Source organism: Streptomyces shenzhenensis (assembly GCF_003688995.1).
Classification (GTDB): domain Bacteria; phylum Actinomycetota; class Actinomycetes; order Streptomycetales; family Streptomycetaceae; genus Streptomyces; species Streptomyces shenzhenensis_A.
The window spans coordinates 15,930-33,185 of record NZ_PENI01000014.1 but is presented as its reverse complement, the minus strand read 5'-3'; the positions used below and the strand labels follow the sequence as shown (position 1 = coordinate 33,185).

Annotated in this window: 15 protein-coding genes and 2 pseudogenes; 7 read left to right on the top strand and 10 right to left on the bottom strand. The window is 69.0% G+C overall.

The genetic code is table 11. The features are described 5' to 3' along the window. Positions 1-7: 7 nt before the first annotated feature. A complete protein-coding gene (locus CTZ28_RS21915) occupies positions 8-232 on the top strand; it encodes a ferredoxin (protein ID WP_220795371.1) in 225 nt (74 codons plus the stop codon). A 55-nt stretch (positions 233-287) separates the two neighbouring features. Here the strand turns inward: CTZ28_RS21915 and CTZ28_RS21910 are convergent, their stop codons facing one another. From CTZ28_RS21910 to CTZ28_RS21895, 4 genes are read right to left on the bottom strand one after another with little or no spacing between them, the layout of a single operon-like run. Next, positions 288-1,910 carry a GMC family oxidoreductase gene (locus CTZ28_RS21910; protein ID WP_121891375.1) on the bottom strand — a complete coding sequence of 541 codons (1,623 nt, stop codon included), beginning with the start codon at positions 1,908-1,910 and terminating at the stop codon, positions 288-290. 24 nt (positions 1,911-1,934) lie between these two features. After that, a complete protein-coding gene (locus CTZ28_RS21905; protein ID WP_121891374.1) occupies positions 1,935-3,116 on the bottom strand; it encodes an epoxide hydrolase family protein in 1,182 nt (393 codons plus the stop codon). Next, complete coding sequence (locus CTZ28_RS21900) at positions 3,113-3,838, bottom strand: alpha/beta fold hydrolase (protein WP_121891373.1); 726 nt, start codon at positions 3,836-3,838, stop codon at positions 3,113-3,115. Before CTZ28_RS21900 ends, CTZ28_RS21905 begins: the two co-directional genes overlap by 4 nt. Before the next feature lies 1 nt (position 3,839). Continuing rightward, a complete protein-coding gene (locus tag CTZ28_RS21895; protein WP_121891372.1) occupies positions 3,840-5,492 on the bottom strand; it encodes a flavin-containing monooxygenase in 1,653 nt (550 codons plus the stop codon). Between the two features lie 203 nt (positions 5,493-5,695). Between CTZ28_RS21895 and CTZ28_RS49315 the strand changes: the two genes are divergently transcribed. Genes CTZ28_RS49315 through CTZ28_RS21875 form a run of 4 tightly spaced genes read left to right on the top strand, consistent with a single transcriptional unit; the run spans position 5,696 to position 11,293 of the window. Next, positions 5,696-7,162, top strand: a complete 1,467-nt coding sequence (locus tag CTZ28_RS49315; protein WP_147481181.1) for a flavin-containing monooxygenase — start codon at positions 5,696-5,698, stop codon at positions 7,160-7,162. Positions 7,163-7,182: 20 nt separating this feature from the next. After that, positions 7,183-9,744: a CaiB/BaiF CoA-transferase family protein gene (locus CTZ28_RS21885; RefSeq protein ID WP_121891370.1), complete on the top strand. Its 2,562-nt coding sequence runs from the start codon at positions 7,183-7,185 to the stop codon at positions 9,742-9,744. Continuing rightward, a complete protein-coding gene (locus CTZ28_RS21880) occupies positions 9,744-10,901 on the top strand; it encodes a thiolase family protein (RefSeq protein ID WP_121891369.1) in 1,158 nt (385 codons plus the stop codon). Before CTZ28_RS21885 ends, CTZ28_RS21880 begins: the two co-directional genes overlap by 1 nt. Next, positions 10,898-11,293 carry a Zn-ribbon domain-containing OB-fold protein gene (locus tag CTZ28_RS21875; RefSeq protein WP_121891368.1) on the top strand — a complete coding sequence of 132 codons (396 nt, stop codon included), beginning with the start codon at positions 10,898-10,900 and terminating at the stop codon, positions 11,291-11,293. Before CTZ28_RS21880 ends, CTZ28_RS21875 begins: the two co-directional genes overlap by 4 nt. 4 nt (positions 11,294-11,297) lie before the next feature. Here CTZ28_RS21875 and CTZ28_RS21870 read toward each other — a convergent pair. Together CTZ28_RS21870 and CTZ28_RS48435 are read right to left on the bottom strand one after the other, a co-directional pair. Next, positions 11,298-11,594 (bottom strand): annotated as a pseudogene (locus tag CTZ28_RS21870) (fumarylacetoacetate hydrolase family protein); the annotation flags it as partial. Further along, a complete protein-coding gene (locus CTZ28_RS48435) occupies positions 11,524-11,928 on the bottom strand; it encodes a hypothetical protein (RefSeq protein ID WP_121891366.1) in 405 nt (134 codons plus the stop codon). The gene CTZ28_RS48435 and the pseudogene CTZ28_RS21870, both read right to left, overlap by 71 nt. 132 nt (positions 11,929-12,060) lie before the next feature. Here CTZ28_RS48435 and CTZ28_RS49580 point away from each other — a divergent pair. Beyond that, a pseudogene (locus CTZ28_RS49580) lies at positions 12,061-12,384 on the top strand (SDR family NAD(P)-dependent oxidoreductase); the annotation flags it as partial. 20 nt (positions 12,385-12,404) lie between these two features. Here CTZ28_RS49580 and CTZ28_RS48430 read toward each other — a convergent pair. Genes CTZ28_RS48430 through CTZ28_RS21840 form a run of 4 tightly spaced genes read right to left on the bottom strand, consistent with a single transcriptional unit; the run spans position 12,405 to position 15,482 of the window. Beyond that, the gene (locus tag CTZ28_RS48430) at positions 12,405-12,812 is read right to left on the bottom strand and encodes a limonene-1,2-epoxide hydrolase family protein (protein ID WP_121891364.1); all 408 of its coding nucleotides are present in this window, start codon (positions 12,810-12,812) and stop codon (positions 12,405-12,407) included. Next, positions 12,809-14,053, bottom strand: coding sequence for a cytochrome P450 (locus CTZ28_RS21850; RefSeq protein ID WP_121891363.1), 1,245 nt, complete (start codon positions 14,051-14,053; stop codon positions 12,809-12,811). Before CTZ28_RS21850 ends, CTZ28_RS48430 begins: the two co-directional genes overlap by 4 nt. Positions 14,054-14,060: 7 nt before the next feature. Further along, positions 14,061-14,270: a ferredoxin gene (locus CTZ28_RS21845; protein WP_121891362.1), complete on the bottom strand. Its 210-nt coding sequence runs from the start codon at positions 14,268-14,270 to the stop codon at positions 14,061-14,063. A gap of 3 nt (positions 14,271-14,273) precedes the next feature. Then, entirely contained in the window at positions 14,274-15,482 is a 1,209-nt protein-coding gene (locus tag CTZ28_RS21840; protein WP_121891361.1) for a cytochrome P450, read from the bottom strand. A gap of 170 nt (positions 15,483-15,652) precedes the next feature. Here CTZ28_RS21840 and CTZ28_RS21835 point away from each other — a divergent pair, with 170 nt between their 5' ends. Further along, positions 15,653-17,248, top strand: a complete 1,596-nt coding sequence (locus tag CTZ28_RS21835; protein ID WP_121891360.1) for an FAD-dependent oxidoreductase — start codon at positions 15,653-15,655, stop codon at positions 17,246-17,248. The last annotated feature ends 8 nt before the right edge of the window (positions 17,249-17,256 follow it).

The window sequence follows — 17,256 nt, the reverse complement described above, 5'->3', positions numbered from 1 at the left end:
AACCACCGTGTCCGAGAGCACCGAGCAGAAGACCGGGCTGCACTTCAAGATCGACACCGACCTGTGTGTCGGCCACGGACGCTGCTACACCCTTGCGTCGCAGTGGTTCGACTGCGACGACGTCGGCTACGCCGAGGTCAAGGACGTCGCGATCGGCGATGACGAGCGCGCCCACGCCGAGGACGTCGCCGCCGCCTGCCCGGAGGGCGCGATCAGCCTGCTGCAGGGCTGAGCCCCGAACACGAGAGGGGCCCCGACGCCGCGGCGTCGGGGCCCCTCTCGTGTGCTCAGCTCCGCTCGGCCAGGATGATGTCGGCCGCGATCCAGGCCAGGGCCATGGTCGGGGCGTTGTTGTTGCCCGAGGGCTGGTCGCGGAACACCGAGGCGTCGACCACCCGGAGGCCCTGGGCGCCGCGGACCCGCAGCGAGGCGTCGACGACGTCGTCCGCGTCCGGTCCCATGGCGCAGGTGCCCAGTCCGTGGGCGCCGGCGTTGCCCTTGTTGATCCCGTACTCGATGATCTCGTCGTCCTCGGTGATCTGCGGCCCGGGCTGCAACTCCTCGACGACGAACTTCGTGAACGGCTCGGTGGCGACGATCTCCCGGGCTCGGCGCACCACCTTGACCAGCATCCGGCGGTCCTCCTCGGTGCTGAGGAAGTTCGGCTCCAGACGCGGGGCGTCGTCGAGGCTTGGGCCGGTGATGTGCAGCGAACCCTGGCTGGTCGGGTACATGGGCAGGGCGACGTACTTCGCGCCCGGGAACCTGTCGACCACCATCCGCCCGGTCATGGGATTCACCGCCGATGTCGAGATCGGTGTGAAGAAGCACTGGGTGTCCGGGAACTCCGAGGCCGGGTCGGACTTGTGGATGCCGCTGACGGCGTACCCGCCGTGAGCGACCATCCCGCTGCGGCTGAACAGGTACTTGAACCCGGTCCACAGGTAGCGTGGGGCCGAGGCGGCTTCGGCGTTGTAGCCCTTCACCCCGGTCAGCCGGTATTGCAGCAGGATGCCCCGGTGCTCCTTGAAGTTCTCGCCGACCCTGGGGCTGGTCACCCGGACGGGGACGCCGGCCGCGGCCAGCACATCGGGGTTCCCGATCCCGGAGCGCTCCAGCAGCAGGGGGGAGTCGAATGCGCCGCCGCAGACCAGCACCTCGCGGGTGGCGGCGTAGGTGACCCGCCCGCGCGGCGTCCGGCACAGGACTCCGGTGACGCGCGTGCCGTCCAGGACCAGCCGCTCGGCCTCGGTGTGGGTGACGACGGTCAGGTTGCGACGCCGTCGGGCCGGGCGCAGGTAGGCGCGGGCGGCGCTCATCCGGGTGCCCTTGCGGGTGTTGGACGCGACGTAGGACACGCGCTCACCGCCGCTGGCGTTCATGTCCTGCTCGAACGGGATGCCGTTTTCCGCGAACGAGGCGATCAGGGCGTCGCAGGCCTCCTCGGGTGGGCCGGCGATCTCGACGTCGACCGCACCGCTGCCGCCGCGCACCTCGTTGCCGCCCAGCTGGTGGCGCTCGATGTGCTTGAACGCGTCGAGGAAGCGGGCCCAGTTCCAGCCGGCGTTGCCGGCCTTCTCCCAGCCGTCGTAGTGGTTGGCCCAGCCGCGGTTCCAGACCATGCCGTTGATGGTCGTCGAGCCGCCGACGACCTTGCCGCGGGGGAGCTGCTCGACGTGGCCGTCGGGGAACGCCACGGTGGCGAAGGTCTTGGCGTACCTGGGGTTGACCAGCGTGAAGTAGAAGCCCTTGGGCACCAGGTGCATGGGGTGGGCGTCGCCGCCGCCGGCCTCGATCAGGAGGACGCTCGTGTGCGGATCGGCCGAGAGCCGGTTGGCCAACACACAGCCGGCGGCGCCGGCCCCGACGATGACGTAGTCGAAAGTCGTGTTCTTCGGGGTTCGGGCCATGCTCGTCGTTCCTTTCGGTGCGCTTCAGCGCAAGGTGCGGAAGGTGGCGCGGAGGTCGGCCACCACGTCGTCCGGGCGTTCCATGGCGCCGAAGTGGCCACCGACCTCGTGTGCGGCCTGGTGCACGACGTCGGCGTACATCGCGGGCAGCCAGTCGAAGCGGGCCCCGGGCGGGTTGTCGTCGAGGAACACAGAGAGCCCGGCCGGGGCCTGGATCACCGGTGTCCGATCGTGTGAGGGCTGCCACGGGTGGGTGGCCGCCTCGGCGTAGTACCGCGCCGCGCTCGGGTAGGTCTGCGTGAACCAGTAGAGCGCCGCCGTCGTGATCAGGAAGTCCGGTGGGAAGACGTCGTCGAACGGCTGCTGGTGGTCCATCCAGGCCAGCCGCCGCTCGGTGAGCCAGGCCAGGAGCCCGGCCGGGGAGTCGTTGAGGCCGTGGGAGATCGTCTGCGGGTGCACGATCTGCGGCACCAGGTGCCCGACGCGCCGTTTCTCCCACGCGACGACGGCAGCCCGGTTCTCGGGGCTCGCGGCGTCGGACGCCTTCTGCAACAGGTTCCACGGCCGGTCGGAGTTCCACCCCGCGGGGAACGAGATCAGACTGGTCAGGTGGATGCCGAGCAGGCGGTCGGCATACTTGTGGCCGAGCTGCGCGGTGACCTGCGCCCCCCAGTCCCCGCCGTGTGCGGCGAACCGGTCGTAGCCCAGCACCTCGGTCATCAGTGTGACCCACACGTCCGCCGTGGTCAGGAAGTTGACGCCAGAGCGCGGCAGCGGCGAGGAGAAGCCGAATCCCGGCAGGGACGGGACGACGACGTCGAACGCGTCGGCCGGGTCACCGCCGTACGCCGCCGGGTCGGTGAGCGGCCCGATCACGCGGTGGAAATCCCAGAACGTCCACGGGAATCCGTGGCTGAGCACCAGCGGCGTCGGCGCCGGCCCCTTCCCCCGTACGTGGACATAGTGGATCGGCAGTCCGTCGATCTCCACTGTGAACATCGGCAAGGCGTTGATCGCTCGCTCCTGCGCCCGCCAGTCGAAGTCGTGCTGCCAGTACCCGACGAGCCCGCGCAACCGCTCGGTGGAGACGCCGTAGCGTCCGTCGGCGTTGTCGACGTCGAGCGCGAACCGCGTCTGCGCCAGCCGACGATCAAGGTCCTCAAGGTCCGCCTCAGGCACATCGAGGACGAACGGCTCCGGCCTCATTCGGGCACCTCCAGATCGGGCGTGGCCGCCCAGTCGGCGATCACGCCGGCCAGCGCGTCGGGACGGCTCCAGAACGGCGAGTGCGAGGCGGTCAGCCGGTCTCGCCGCCCGGTCAGCCCGGCGGCGTAGCCCTCCTGCACCTCGTCGGCCAGCGCCTGGTCCTCGCCGCAGAACAGGTAGTTCGACGGTTTGTCCCGCCATGGTGCCTGGCCCGGCCGCCCGCCCAGTGACGACGGGCTGATCGACCGCAGTCTGCTCGCCGCGAGCGCGGCGTCCTCGGGCGTGCAGTCGGAGAAGAACATGGCCGCCGCAGCCTCAGGATCGAGAGTGATCCGCCCGTCCTCGCCGACCCGCATCGCGGCGCCGATCTCAGGGTTGGACCCGTCCCGCAGCTCCTCGGCCACCCCGGCGGCGGTAAGCCGCTCCCGAATCGTCTCGCCCGGCCCGACGACCAGCGCGGAGACGAAGCCGAGGGCCGACACCGCCGGGTCCGTGCCGGTCTCGCAGACCGGACCGCCGCCGAGGCTGTGGCCGACCAAGAGCGCCGGGCCGCCGGCGGCCGCGATCGCCGCGCGTACGCAGGCGACGTCGTCCTCCCACGAGGTGTACGGGAGCTCGGGCGCGACGGCCGCGACGCCGAGGGCCGACAAGCGCGGCACGACGCGTTCCCAGCACCAGCGGCCGTGGCACGCGCCGTGCACCAGCACGACGGAACGCGTCACGTCAGCTCAGGATGAAGCCGCGGTAGCCGGCCTGGCGGGCGTCGTAGAGCTTGTTGACGAACTCCGGCAGGGCACCGAGGTAGGCGACGTAGACGCGCGGCTTGCCCTCGATATTGTCGCCGAAGAAGATCGACTTGGCCGAGGCCTGGAGCGTGCCGGCGGCGGCGGAGACCACGCTGTCGGTCCACTCCTTCTCAGCCTCGGGATCGGCCTCCACGCGGCGCCACGGGTGGGTGAAGATGTCGTCGACGACATGGGCGACCCACTCGACGACGGGCTCGGAGCATCGGGGGCCGTTGCCGTGGCCGCCCTTGCCGTGCGGGCCGCCGACGACGAACATGTTCGGGAACCCGGAGACCTGCATGCCCAGGTAGCTGAGCGGGCCGTCCTTCCACTTGTCGCGCAAGGTCCGGCCGCCCAGTCCGCGAATGTCGATCTTGTTGAGGGCGCCGGTGAAGGCGTCGAACCCGGTGGCCAGGATGATCATGTCCACCTCGACCTCACCCTCGGCGGTGAGAATGCCCCTCTCGGTGAACTCCTTGATCGGGTTCTCCTTGAGCAGGACGAGGTCGACGTTGTCGCGGTTGTAGGTCTCGTAGTAGTTGGTCTCGCAGGGGACCCGCTTGGTGCCGAAGTAGTGGTCGTTCGGGATCAGCTTCTCGGCCGTCTCCGGGTCGTTGACCCGCTGACGGACCTTCGAGGCGAGGAAGTCGCAGTAGATCTTGTTCGCCTCGGCGTCGTAGGCCAGGTCGTTGTAGAGCCCGATCCACTTGGTGAACCCGGGGGAGTTGAACGCCTCCTCGTAGCGAGCGTCCCGCTCCTCGGGGGTGACCTCGGTGGACCTGGTCTTGTCCCAGGTGTGCAGGAAGCCGCTGAAGGAGTTGCGGAGGAACGGGAACATCTCCGGGTAACCCGCGCGGATCTCGTCCATGTCCTGCTCGGACAGGGGACGGTTGCGCAGCGGGACGGCCCAGTTGGCGGTGCGCTGGAACACGGTCAGGTGTCCGGCGGTCTTGGCCACCTCGGGGATCACCTGGACTCCGGTGGCGCCGGTACCGATGACGGCGATCCGCTTCCCGGCGAAGTCGATCTTTTCCTTGGGCCAGAGCGAGGTGTGGTACCACTCGCCCTTGAAATTCTCGAGCCCGGGGATCTTCGGGAAGTTCGGGTCGGAGAGGATGCCGCTGGCCATCACGACCACGTGAGCCTCGTACATCCGGCCGTCGGTGGAGTGCAACGTCCAGTGGTCGGTCTCCTCGTCGAAGACCATGCTCTCGACCCGCGTACCGAAGTCGATGTCCTTGCGGAGGTCGTGCTTGTCGGCGACCCGGTTGTAGTACGCCTCCAGCTCGGGCTGGCTGGCGAACATCTCCTTCCACTTCCACTCCTGCAGCAGCTCCTCGTCCCACGAGTACTGGTACGAGTACGACTCCGAGTCGAGCCGTGCGCCGGGGTAGCGATTCCAGAACCATGTACCGCCAACACCGTCCCCGGCCTCCAGGACCCGGACGGACAGGCCGAGGTCCCGGACCAGCTTGAGCTGGTACATGCCGGTCAGCCCCGCGCCCACGATCACGACGTCGTACGAGCGGACCCCGCTCTTGTCCTCCGGGTCGCCGGCTGCCGCTTTGGGCCTGGTCGCGGTCTCGGTCATGGTTCCTCCAGTCAAGGTCAGGCTTCGCGATCCTACCTTCTAACGCGGCTGCAACACCATAGTAGGATTGCTATCGACATAGTTTGAACGCCAGCTTCGCTGTTCAAGTCGCGTGACCAGGGTGACGTGATGCGGACGCCCAAGCGTGCTTACAATGATGCTAGATTAATGTTGTTAATCAGTTGGAGCAGTGGAGGTCGACCGTGAGAGTGGGCATCATCGGTGCGGGCATGTCGGGCCTCTTCCTGGCCCACCACCTCGCCGCCGCGGGGATCGACTACACGATCTTCGAGAAGCGCGAGGCTGCTGGGGGCACCTGGCATGACAACACCTACCCGGGCCTTCACGTCGACGTGATCACCCGCTCCTACGAGTTTTCCTTCGCGCGCAAGCACTACTGGACCAAGCGGTACGCGCCGGGCAGCGAGATCCGTCGCTACCTGACCGACTTCGCCGTCGAGACCGGAATCCGGGAGCACATCCGGTTCCGCACCGAGGTCCAGCTCGCCACCTGGGAGGAAGGCGCCTGGACGCTCACGTCGCCCGGCGGGGTCACCGAGCGATTCGACGTCGTGGTCGCCGCTACAGGCTTTCTGCACGTGCCCAAGCGCCCGGCCTTCCCCGGCACCGAGACCTTCGCCGGGCACAGCTGGCACTCGTCCGAGTGGGATCACTCGGTCGACCTCAAGGGCAAGCGGATCGGCGTCGTCGGAACTGGGTCCAGCGGTATCCAGATCGTCAGCGAGCTGGGCAAACGGGGCCACCACGTCGAGCACTTCATCCGGACGCCGCAGTGGATCCAGGTGAAGGAGAACCCGAAGATCTCTCTGCTGGAGAAGCTCTTGTTGCGCGTGCCGGCGCTGGCGGGCCACTGGGACCGCAAGATGGCGGCGCTGCGTCTTGAGACCGACGGCTCGGAGACCTGGCGTCTGGTCCCGGGGCCTGAGCGCGAGGAGATGAACGCGCGGTTTCGGGCCAAGCTGGCCGAGGAGATACCGGATCCGGTGCTGCGCGAGCAGCTCACCCCCAAGGAGCCGCTGGGCTGCAAGCGGATCCCCAAGTCGCCGGACTACTACCGGGTGGTGCAGCGTCCGAACGTGACGCCGGTCTTCGGCGGGGTGCAGCGGATCGAGCCGGCCGGAATCGTGGACAGCGAGGGCGAGCGGCATGAGCTCGACGTCATCGTGTTCGCCACCGGCTTCGACACTCACGCCTACATGCGGCCGATGGGCGTCGTCGGCCCGGAGGGGCTGACCGTCGATAAATTGTGGGCCGAGGGCGTCTACAGCTACCGCGGTGTCGGTCTGCCCGGCTTCCCGAACTTCTTCCTGCTCAACGGCCCGTTCGCACCGGTGAACTCGATCGCCATCCCGACCTGCCTGCGTGACGAGGTCGGCTTCCTGATGCGGCTGATCGAGACCATGCGGCAGGAGGGGTATGCGCTCGCCCCCACCGAGGAAGCGACCCAGGCGTTCTGCGGAACCGTGCGCGCAGCCCTCCCGGACACCACCTACTCGCTCTGCGACAACTGGTACACGGACCAGGGCGGAACCCCGATCATCTGGCCCTTCACCCGCGCCCAGCACGTCGACCAGTACGCCGACGCCAGCCTCGCCGACTTCGAGCGGTTCGAGGGGCGCGGCGCCCTCTTCGACCCCGCGCAGTCCTGACCCCAGGGAGCAGAGCACCCATGCCCAGCCACACCCCTGAGCAGACGAAGCCCGGAGCCCTCGACGGCGTGCGGGTGGTCGAGGTCGGTGACCGGATCGGCGAGTACTGCGGACTCGTGCTGGCCGGTCTCGGCGCCGAGGTGATCAAGGTCGAGCCGCCCGAGGGCGCCGAGAGCCGCCGGATGGGTCCGTTCGTCGACGACGTCCCCGACCCTGAGCGGTCGCTGCACTTCTGGGCCTACAACCGCGGGAAGCGCTCGGTCGTCCTGGACCTCGACACCGACGAGGGCCGTCGCGGGCTGGAGGATCTGGCCGCCGCGAGCGACGTCCTGCTGGACGCGAGCCCCGTCGGCTACCTGGACGAGCGGGGGCTGAGCAGCGCCGAACTGCGCGAGCGACACCCGGCGCTCGTCGTCGCCCGTATGACACCGTTCGGCGAAGAAGGGCCCCGCCGGAACTGGAAGGCGACCGACCTGGTCCACCTGGCGCTGGGCGGGCAGGCGATGAACAACGGCTACGACCCGGACCCCTCCCGGAAGTACGACCTGCCGCCGGTAGCCTCGCAGCTCGAGCACTCCTACGCCGTCGCCGGTGAGCAACTCGCCTTCACCGTGATCGCCGCACTGATCAGCCGGCGCCGCACCGGCAGCGGTCAGCACCTGTCGTGCGCAGTCCACGAGGCACTCGCCAAGAACACTGAGGGCGACCTTATGTCGTGGATCTGCCTGCGCACACCCTTCTTGCGTCAGACCTGCCGTCACTCCGCGCCCGACGTGTCGGTTCACCGCTCGATCTTCGCCACCAAGGACGGTCGCTGGATCCTCGCCTCCACTCGTAACGCCAAGCTGCTCGGGCCGTTCCTGGCCAAGTACGGCATCGGCGACGACGTCAGCGACGGCAGCGACGAGAAGAGCAAGGATTCCCGGGTGCTGCCCGGGATGGAGGGCGGCGCGGCCCGGAACATGGACGCCGTCGAGCACACCGTCCGCCGGTACCTCTTCGAGGATGTCCCCTGGCGGGAGGCACAAGAGGCCGGGCTGATGTGGGTGCCGGTCCGCAAGCCCCACGAGTCGGCCTACGACGAGCATTGGCTTCAGCGCGGCACGTTCGGGAACGTGGAGCACACTGACCTCGGCCGGTCGCTGCGCTACCCGACCAGCAAGTGGATCGCGACCGGCACGCAGTGGGTCGGGCAGAGTCCGGCACCCCGGCTGGACCAGCACCGCGAGCTGCTGCGGGTGAGGCCGCGCACCTTGGTTCGGGCGCCGCTGACGACGCCTGACGCCTTGTCCGCCCATGGCAAACCATGGGCGCTGCAAGGTGTCCGGATCCTCGACTTCACCTGGATGCTGGCCTCGGCCGGGGCCACCCGGTTCCTGGCCTCGCTCGGCGCCGACGTGATCAAGGTCGAGTGGCACAAGAACCTCGACCCGCGCCGAGGCGGCAATCCGGTCGGCGGGCGAGAGGCCCGGGCACGGGCCACCGAACCCGTGCCGTCGCAGTGGCCGGCCGATCTCGGCGGCCCGGTGGGGGCGCAGTACAACAACAAGAACCCCGGCAAGCGCGGCATCTCGCTGAACGTCAAGCACCCCAAGGGGCTGGAGCTGGCTCGGCGGATGGTGGCCGAGAGCACGGTGGTCTCCGAGGGGTTCTCGCCGGGCGTGATGGAGAGCTGGGGCCTGGGCTACGACGAACTGCGCAAGATCAAGCCGGACATCATCTACGCCAAGCAGTCCGGCATGGGCACCAAGGGGATCTACGGTCGGTTCCGCACCATCGGCCCGGTGGCGCAGGCGTTCGCCGGCACCTCGGAGATGAGCGGTCTGCCGGACCCGTTCCCGCCCGCCGGCTGGGGTTACTCCTACCTGGACTGGTACGGCGCCTACAGCTTCGCGCTGGCCATCCTCAGCGCCGTCTACCACCACGACGTCACGGGCGAGGGCCAGGCGATCGACGCATCGCAGAGCGAGGTTGGCATCTTCATGACCGCCGTGCCGACTCTGGACTTCCAGGTCAACGGGCGGGTGTGGGAGCGCGCCGGGAACCGGTCGCCGTACTCGACCGCGGCGCCGGAAGGTCTGTACCGCACCCGCGGTGACGACCGTTGGATCGCGATCACCTGCCGCAGCGATGACGACTGGGTGGCGCTGGCCAAGGAGGCCGGCCACCCGGAGTGGCTGGAGCACGCCGACTTCCGCACGGGCGCCGACCGGCACCGCAACCGGGAGGCGCTGGATCGGCTGGTGACCTCCTGGACGGCCGAGCACGACGGGTTCGATCTGATGAACCGGCTGCAGGTCATCGGCGTGGCCGCCGGCGTCGCGCAGACCACCCAGGACCGGGTGGAGAACGACCCGCAGCTGGCCGCGCTGGACTGGCTCACCGAGCTCGACGCGACCAACTTCGGCCGCTGGCCGGTGGCGGCGCCGTCAGTGAAGATGTCCGACACCCCGCAGTACGCCGGCGGCCGGGTCGGGAGAGGTGCGCCCACTTACGGTGAGCACAACTACGAGGTGTACGAGGAGTTGCTCGGACTCTCGCGAGACGAGGTCGACAGCCTGGCCGCCGAGGACGCGATCTGATGGCGGACGCCTCGTCCCAGCTCGGTGGCGCCATCCGCGGCCGCACTGCGGTGGTCGCGGCGGGCTCCACCAAGCAGGGCACCATCCCCGGGATCTCGGCGGACGAGCTGGCCGTCGAAGGACTGCGCGTCACCCTGGCCCAGTCCGGCATCGACAAGTCGGCGATCGACGGTTTGATCACCTGCAAGTCCTACGGCGGCTTCGGGATCGACACCGAGATCGGCCGGCTGGCCGGGCTCAACCCGGCCTACAGCGCGACGCTGGACTACGGCACCTGCAACTTCTCGCTCCACCTGGCCTGCGCGGTGATCGACGCTGGGCTGGCCAGCGTCGTGGCCATTGTGTACGGCACCAACCAGCGCAGCGCGGGAAACAAGTTCAGCCACCCGCTGGGGCGTCAGGACGAGGCGTCGGTCTACGGCTTCCTCAACGTGGCCGGACCCGCCGCGATGGCCTTCCGGCGCCACCAGATGCAGTTCGGCACCACCGAGGCCGACCTGGCCGAGATCTCGGTCTCGCAGCGGAGGTACGCGACTGACAACCCGCTGGCGATCTTCCGCGAGCCGATGACGGTGGACGACTACCTGGCCGCTCCGTACCTCGTGGCGCCGTTGCGCCGGGCCGACCTGTGCATGATCTCCGACGGTGCCGCCTGCCTGATCGTCGCGAGGGCGGACCGGGCGGCGGAGCTCACCGACAAGCCGGTGCACGTCATGGGGATCGCCCAGCAGACCGGACTGCGGGACCGGCAGAACGCCGACCAGTGGTTGCGGCCCTGGATCCGGTCGGTGGCCGAGCGGGTCTACCCCGCCGCGGGTATCGACCAGGACGGGGTCGACGCTCTCTACATCCAGGACCCGACCAGCATCTGGGTGCTTCAGATGCTGGAGCACTACGGCTTTGTCGAGCCCGGAGGCGTGGGCGAGGCGTTCCGTTCGGGCGCGGTCGGACACGGCGGGAAACTGCCGCTCAACACCAACGGTGGCCAGCTCTCCGAGGCCTACATGTGGGGTTTCCTGCATCTCGTCGAGGCCGTGCGGCAATTGCGCGGTGAGGCCGGGGACCGACAGGTCGGGGGCCTCACCACGGCGCAGTACTGCTCGACGTTCGGCTTCATGAAGGCGGCCAGCACGATCCTCTCGACGGAGGCCCGGTGAGCTACGAGACCCCGGAGACCCAGGACGACTCGCGGTTCTGGGCCGAGGCGAGCGAGGGTCGACTGGTTTTCCAGCGCTGCGCGGACTGCGCCTTCCTCCGCTGGCCGGCCGCCGGTGTGTGCCCGGAGTGTCTGGGGCGGTCGTTCGCGTGGGAAGAGGTCGAGCCGGTCGGCACGGTGTGGAGCTATGCCGTCTACCACCGCGCCTACGCCGCCCATCTCAAGGGGCGAGTCCCCTACGACGTCGCGCTGGTGGAGCTGGACAGCGGGGTCCGGCTGCTCAGCACCCTGGACGGCTTCCCGCCGGGGGCCGACCCGATCGGCGCCCGGGTCCGGGCCCGGTTCCAGGCGGTCGGCGAGCATCCGGTCGTCCCGGTCTTCGGGCCGGTCTGATGGATTACGAGACGCTGCGCTGGGAAGTGGCCAGCGCCCCGATCCCGGCCACCGCGAGCTCCACGTGGTCACCCGGGCGCAGGTAGCGGTCTCCCGGAGTGCCGATGCGCAGGGCCTCGCCGATCGAGCAGCCGTCGACCGTGCCGGAGCCGAGCAGGTCGCCTGCCAGCAGGCGCCCGTCGTACGAGGCGTGCTCGACCGTCGCGGGCCAGGAATGAGCCATGGCCCGGCTATTCGACGTTGCCCAGGTCTGGCCGTTGACGCACACGGTGACGTCGAGGTCGAGGCGGCCCGTGGATCCGGCCCACTCCGCTGTAGTAGTAGAGCGAACGGCGGTGCCACACGTCGGGCAGGTCCCGGGTGCCGGTCCGGTCGGCGTGGCCTTCGAACGCGATGTGGTCGCGGATACTGGGCGGGCGCAGCAGGGGCGCTCGGAGCCTCACTTCGGCGAGCGATCGCCCTGCTCCCAGGTCAGCGCCGCGGAGGCGTTCCAACGCGTTGGGGTGCTCCAACAGGGTGCCGACATCGTGCAGCGGCCCGGTGCCCAGGAGGGCGGCGGCATCGTGGACGTGATCGTCGCTGGTGATCAGCCCGGCCCGCGGACCGGTTCCGTCGGCGTACGTCGCCAACCTCATCGGAGCCTCCTATGAAATGGCTGGTCACCGGGTCCGGGAGCGGTATCGGCGCGGCGGTGGCGCTCTGGAACGGGTGGCCGCCGAGGCCCGGGCGCTGGGCGCACGCGCGGTGCCCCCGAGGCACCGTCCGCCGTTGTCGCCGAGGTGGCAGCCGCGCTCGGCGGTCTCGACACCTTGGTGAGCAACGCCGGCGCCACCGGCCGGGGGACGCTGCGGCAGGTCTCGCTCGAGGAGTGGCAGGCGACGTTCGACCTCAACGTGCGGGCCACCTGGCTTCTGGCCCGGGCGGCGTACGACGCGCTCGAGGCAGCGCATGGCAGCGTCGTGGTGACAACATCGATCTCCGCCCTCCACCCGACACCCCGGGCCGGCGCTTACAGCGTCTCCAAGGCCGCGTTGTCCATGCTGGTCCGCCACCTCGCTCTGGAGTGGGGACCGGCCGGCGTGCGCGTCAACGCCGTCGCCCCGGGCCCGACTCACTCACCGATGCACCCCGCTGCCCCGGCAGCGACCAAGGGCGCGGTGTCGAAGTATTCGCGTATCGCGGTGATTCGGTCTTCGCTCAGGTCGAAGACGCTCGCGCAGCGGATCGAGAACAGCACCTGTCCGTCGGCGTCGAGATGGTGGTCCACGCGTTCGGTCACGACCTGATCGCCGGCTGGAGCAATGACCAGGACGGCGGCGTCGACGCGCGTCCAGCCGAGTCGCCCCGCGCTCTTCCGGAGGTGCTCGACTGCTTCAGCCGCACCCGTCGTCGTCGAGTAGCCCACGTTCTCCCAGATCGTGGTATCGGTGAACACCTTCTCGACGGTGACACAGAACTCTTCGAGGCCGACCGACCAGGAGTGCAGGAAGCGCTCGACCAGAATCTGCTGCGTACTCATGCTGTTGCCAGGTGCGCTGGGACGGTCTCGTAGAAATAGCCGATGCCCAGGTGACGGGCGCGGCGGGTGCCCGCCAGATCGATCACGTGCCCGGGGAGGAGGTCGAAGACCGCCTCGACCTCGAGGCGGAGGATGGTGCGTGCCAGGTGCAACCCCATGCAGCGATGGATCCCCCAGCCGAAGGCAACGCTCTTGGCCCGGTTGCGGCCGAGGTCGACCGTCTCCGGCTCCGGGAAGGCGGCGGGGTCGTGGTTGGCCGCCACGTTCACGAAGAGCGTCCAGTCGCCTTCCTTCATCGCCACTCCGCCGAGCTTGGTGTCCTCGGTCGCCCGACGGGCCAGGGCAGTGATCGGGGCGAAGATCCGGATCACTTCTTCGATTGCGTCCGGGATCAACGAACGGTCCTGCTCCAGCCGTGCGCGCAGGTCCGGCTGTCGGGCCATCTGCACCAGGAGAGCTGTGAGGGCTCCGCTGGTTGTGTGGAAGCCGGCCAGCAGGAGGAAGACGACGGTGTCGCTGATCTCTTCGTCCGTCATCGGCACGCCGTCGGCGATCGGCTCCGTCGAGAGCACTGTCATCAGATCGGCGCGAGGATTCACCCGACGATCCCTGGCCTCAGCCAGGATCTGCTCCCGAATCCAGCGATTGCCCTCGGCGTTGCGGGCCACCACGTCGGGATCGGTGCTGGCCGCGTTCTTCAGACCGCGGGCCATGACCTCGAGCAGTTCGAGGCGGCGGGAGCGGTCCCAGCCGAGGATGCCGAGCGTCACGGCCCCGGGCACCACATCGGCCAGGTCCGCAACGAAGTCCCAGCTCCCGCGCTCGGCCAGATCCTGGACGATCTCGTCGACCAACGTCTTCAGCTCCGGCTCCCGACGGACGACTTCGGCCTTGCTGAACCAGCTGTTGAGGACCCGGCGGTAGGTCGTGTGCAGCGGCGGGTCCAGACCCACCGGGATGTGCCGGGTGCCGAACGGGTTGGCCGGAATGGCGGGGCCGAAACGGGAGGTGAAGCGTTCGTAGTCGGCCAGGCCGTCGATCACGGCCTGGTGATCGGTCACCACCCAGAACCCGTCGTGCGCTGTCGACCAGGCGATCGGCGCCAGCTCCCGCAGTTCCGCCAGAACTTGGAACGGGCGTTCGGCGAACGCGTCGGAGTGGTGGGAGAAGTCGACGACCACGGCCTCTGTGGGCGCGTGCCTCGTGCTCTTCGCAGGCGATGTCGGCTCGGAACCGTGCATACCGGCCCTACCCCGCTACCTGGATGGCCAGCCGGGGGCACCCCTCGGCGGCTCGCTCCACGAGCGCTCGATGCTCGTCCGACACCGAGCCGTCAGGAGTGACGACGTCGTCGATCACCCGTGCCTGGTCATGGTCGTCGAGTTCGAAGACCATCGGCGCCAGGGCCTCGCACACGGCGTTCCCCTCGCAGACGCCGGGGTCGATGCCGATCCGCATGCCTCAGGCCTCCTGGGGAATGCTCGCCGGGACCGAGAGGTAGAAGTACCCGAGTCCCATGTGGTCGGAGCGCACGGCTGCGTCGAGGTCGATGCGGTACCCCGGCAGCAGGTCGAGCACGGCTTCGATCTCCAGCCGCAGGATCAGCCGGGCCAGGTGCAGCCCCAGGCAGCGGTGGACGCCCCAGCCGAAGGCGACGCTCTTGGCCCGGTTGCGGTCGAGGTCCACCCGCTCGGGGTCGGGGAAGGCTCCCGGGTCGTGGTTGGCCGCCATGTTGACGAAGAGCGTCCAGTCCCCCTTCTTCATCTCGACGCCGCCGAACTCCGTGTCCTGGGTGACCTTCCGAGCGTGGGCGGTGGCGGGGGAGTAGATCCGCACGATCTCCTCGATCGCATGGGGGATCAGGCTCCGGTCCTGGTCGAGGCGCTGCTTGTCGTCGGTGTGCTCCTCCATGTGGACGAGCAGCGCCGTGAGGGCACCGCTGGTGGTGTGGAAGCCGGCGAGAATGAGCAGGACGACCATATCGGCCAACTCCTCGTCGGTGAGGGGCTGGCCGTCGACGATGGGGTCGTTCGCGAGCACCGACATGAGATCGTCGCGCCGGTTGGCCCGTCGGTCATTCGCCTCGCGCAGGATCTGCTCCCGGAACCACATATTCCGCTGGGCGTTCTGCTTCTGGACCTCGGGATCGGGGTTCGCCTGGTTGCGCAGTGACTGGGTCATCACGTCCAGCAGTTCGAGGCGCTGACCGACATCCCAGCCGAGGATCCCAAGGGTGACCGCCCCGGGAGAGACGTTGGCCAGGTCGGAGACGAAGTCCCAGCTCCCCCGTTCCCGCAGTCCGGTGACGATCTCCACGACCATGGCCTTGATCTCCGGCTCACGCAGGGAGATCTCAGCCCTGCTGTACCACTCGTTGAGCACCTTTCGGTACAGCGCGTGCAGCGGGGGATCGAATGCCACGGGGATGTGGCGGGTGCCGAACGGGTTGGCGGGAATGGCCGGGCCCGCCGTGGAGGAGAACGTGGAGTAGTCGGCCAGGCCCTCGACCACGTTCCCGTGGTCGGTGATCACCCAGAACCCGCCGTGCGCTGTCGACCAGGCCACCGGGGCTGCGTCGCGCAACTCCTCCAAGACCTCGAACGGACGGGCGGCGAACTTCGCCGAATGGTGATCGAAGTCGGTGACGACGACGTCGGCCGACGCGCTCATGCCAGCTCCTCACTGCCAGGGACCGTAAGCATGTTCATGCACGACTCTGGCACGACAAAGGTGGGTCGTCAATGAACAAAGTACTGGCCAGGCTGGTATCCCTTGTTGTCTTGCATTAATGTGTTGTTTTGCTGTCCGAAGGCTTCCACCGACCACGGAGACCACCGCCGATGACGTACGTGATCTCGAAGGGCTGCTGCAACGACGGTTCGTGCATCACCGTCTGCCCGGTCCAGTGCATCCGTCCGAGGCCTGGGGACGCCGACTTCAACACCACCGAGCAGCTCTACATCGACCCGGCCACGTGCATCGACTGCGGGGCGTGTCTCGACGAGTGCCCGGTCGAGGCTGTGCACTCGGACTGGGATCTGCCGGAGCATCTCTCGGACTACCTCGAGATCAACGCCGAGTACTTCGCCACCAACCCGCTGGTCGGCGTCGGCACGCCTTCGTTCACCCGCAGGGTGCTGCCGGCCGGCAGGCCCGAGCTACGCGTCGCGATCGTCGGCACCGGGCCGGCGGCTTGCTACGCGGCCGGGACCCTGAGCGACATCAAGGGCGTTTCGGTGACCATGCTCGAGCGTCTGCCCACGCCGTTCGGTCTGGTGCGGGCCGGCGTCGCCCCCGACCACGCGAACACCAAGAAGATGGCCGACCGGTTCGGCAGTGTCCTGTCCCGGCCCACCGTGACGAGCTACTTCAACGTCGAGGTCGGCCGGGACCTCACCATCGAGGAACTGCTGCAGCACCACCACGCCGTGCTCTGGGCCGGCGGCGCCCCCGATGACCGGAAGCTGGGCGTCGACGGCGAGCACCTCGCCGGCGTGCACGCTGCCCGGACCTTCGTGGCCTGGTACAACGGGCATCCGGACCACGTCGGGGAAAGCTTCGGACTGGGCGGCGAGCGAGTCGTGGTGATCGGCAACGGCAACGTCGCCCTGGACGTTGCCAGGACCTTGCTGCGGCCGGCTGACGAGCTCTCCGCCACCGACATGGCCCAGCACGCCGTCGACGCTCTGGCCTCGAGCAACGTTTCCGAGGTGGTCGTCGTCGCCCGGCGGGGCCCGGAGCACGCGGCGTACTCGCAGGGCGAGTTGCTGGCTCTCGACCAGATCGAGGGGATCACTCTGCTCGCCGAGGCCGACGAGGTCGGCGAACACGACGGCGACCGCAAGCAGGCGGTCCTGGTGCGCGCGGCCGGCCGTGGCGGCGCCGCGGGAAAGGTGATCCGGTTCCGGTTCGGGCTGGAACCACTGTCGATCGAGGGTGAGGAGCAGGTCGAGGCGATCACCTTCCGCCGTCCGGACGGCGGCACCGAACGGATCGAGACCTCGCTCCTGCTACGGGCCATCGGGTACCGCGGCGCCCCCGTCGACGGCCTGCCGTTCGACGAGGTCACCGCCACGCTTCCGCACGAAGCCGGCCGGGTGGTCGACCCGGAGCGTGACGAGGCGGTGGACGGGGTCTACTGCTCCGGATGGATCAAGCGAGGCCCGCGGGGCATCATCGGCAGCAACAAGCAGGACGCCGAGGAGACCGTGGACAGCATCCTCCAGGACCTGGGGGCGGACCGGCTGGCCGACCCGGCCGGATCGGCCGAGGACTTCGAGGAGCTGCTGCGCGACCGCGTCGAGGATCTGCTCGACAGGACCGCCTGGGGCCGGATCGATCTGGAGGAGAAGCGCCGGGGGCGGGAGGCTTCGCGGCCCCGGCAGAAGCTGGTGACGATCCAGGAACTGCTGGACGCCTCGCGAGCCGCATCGTGAGAGCCGTT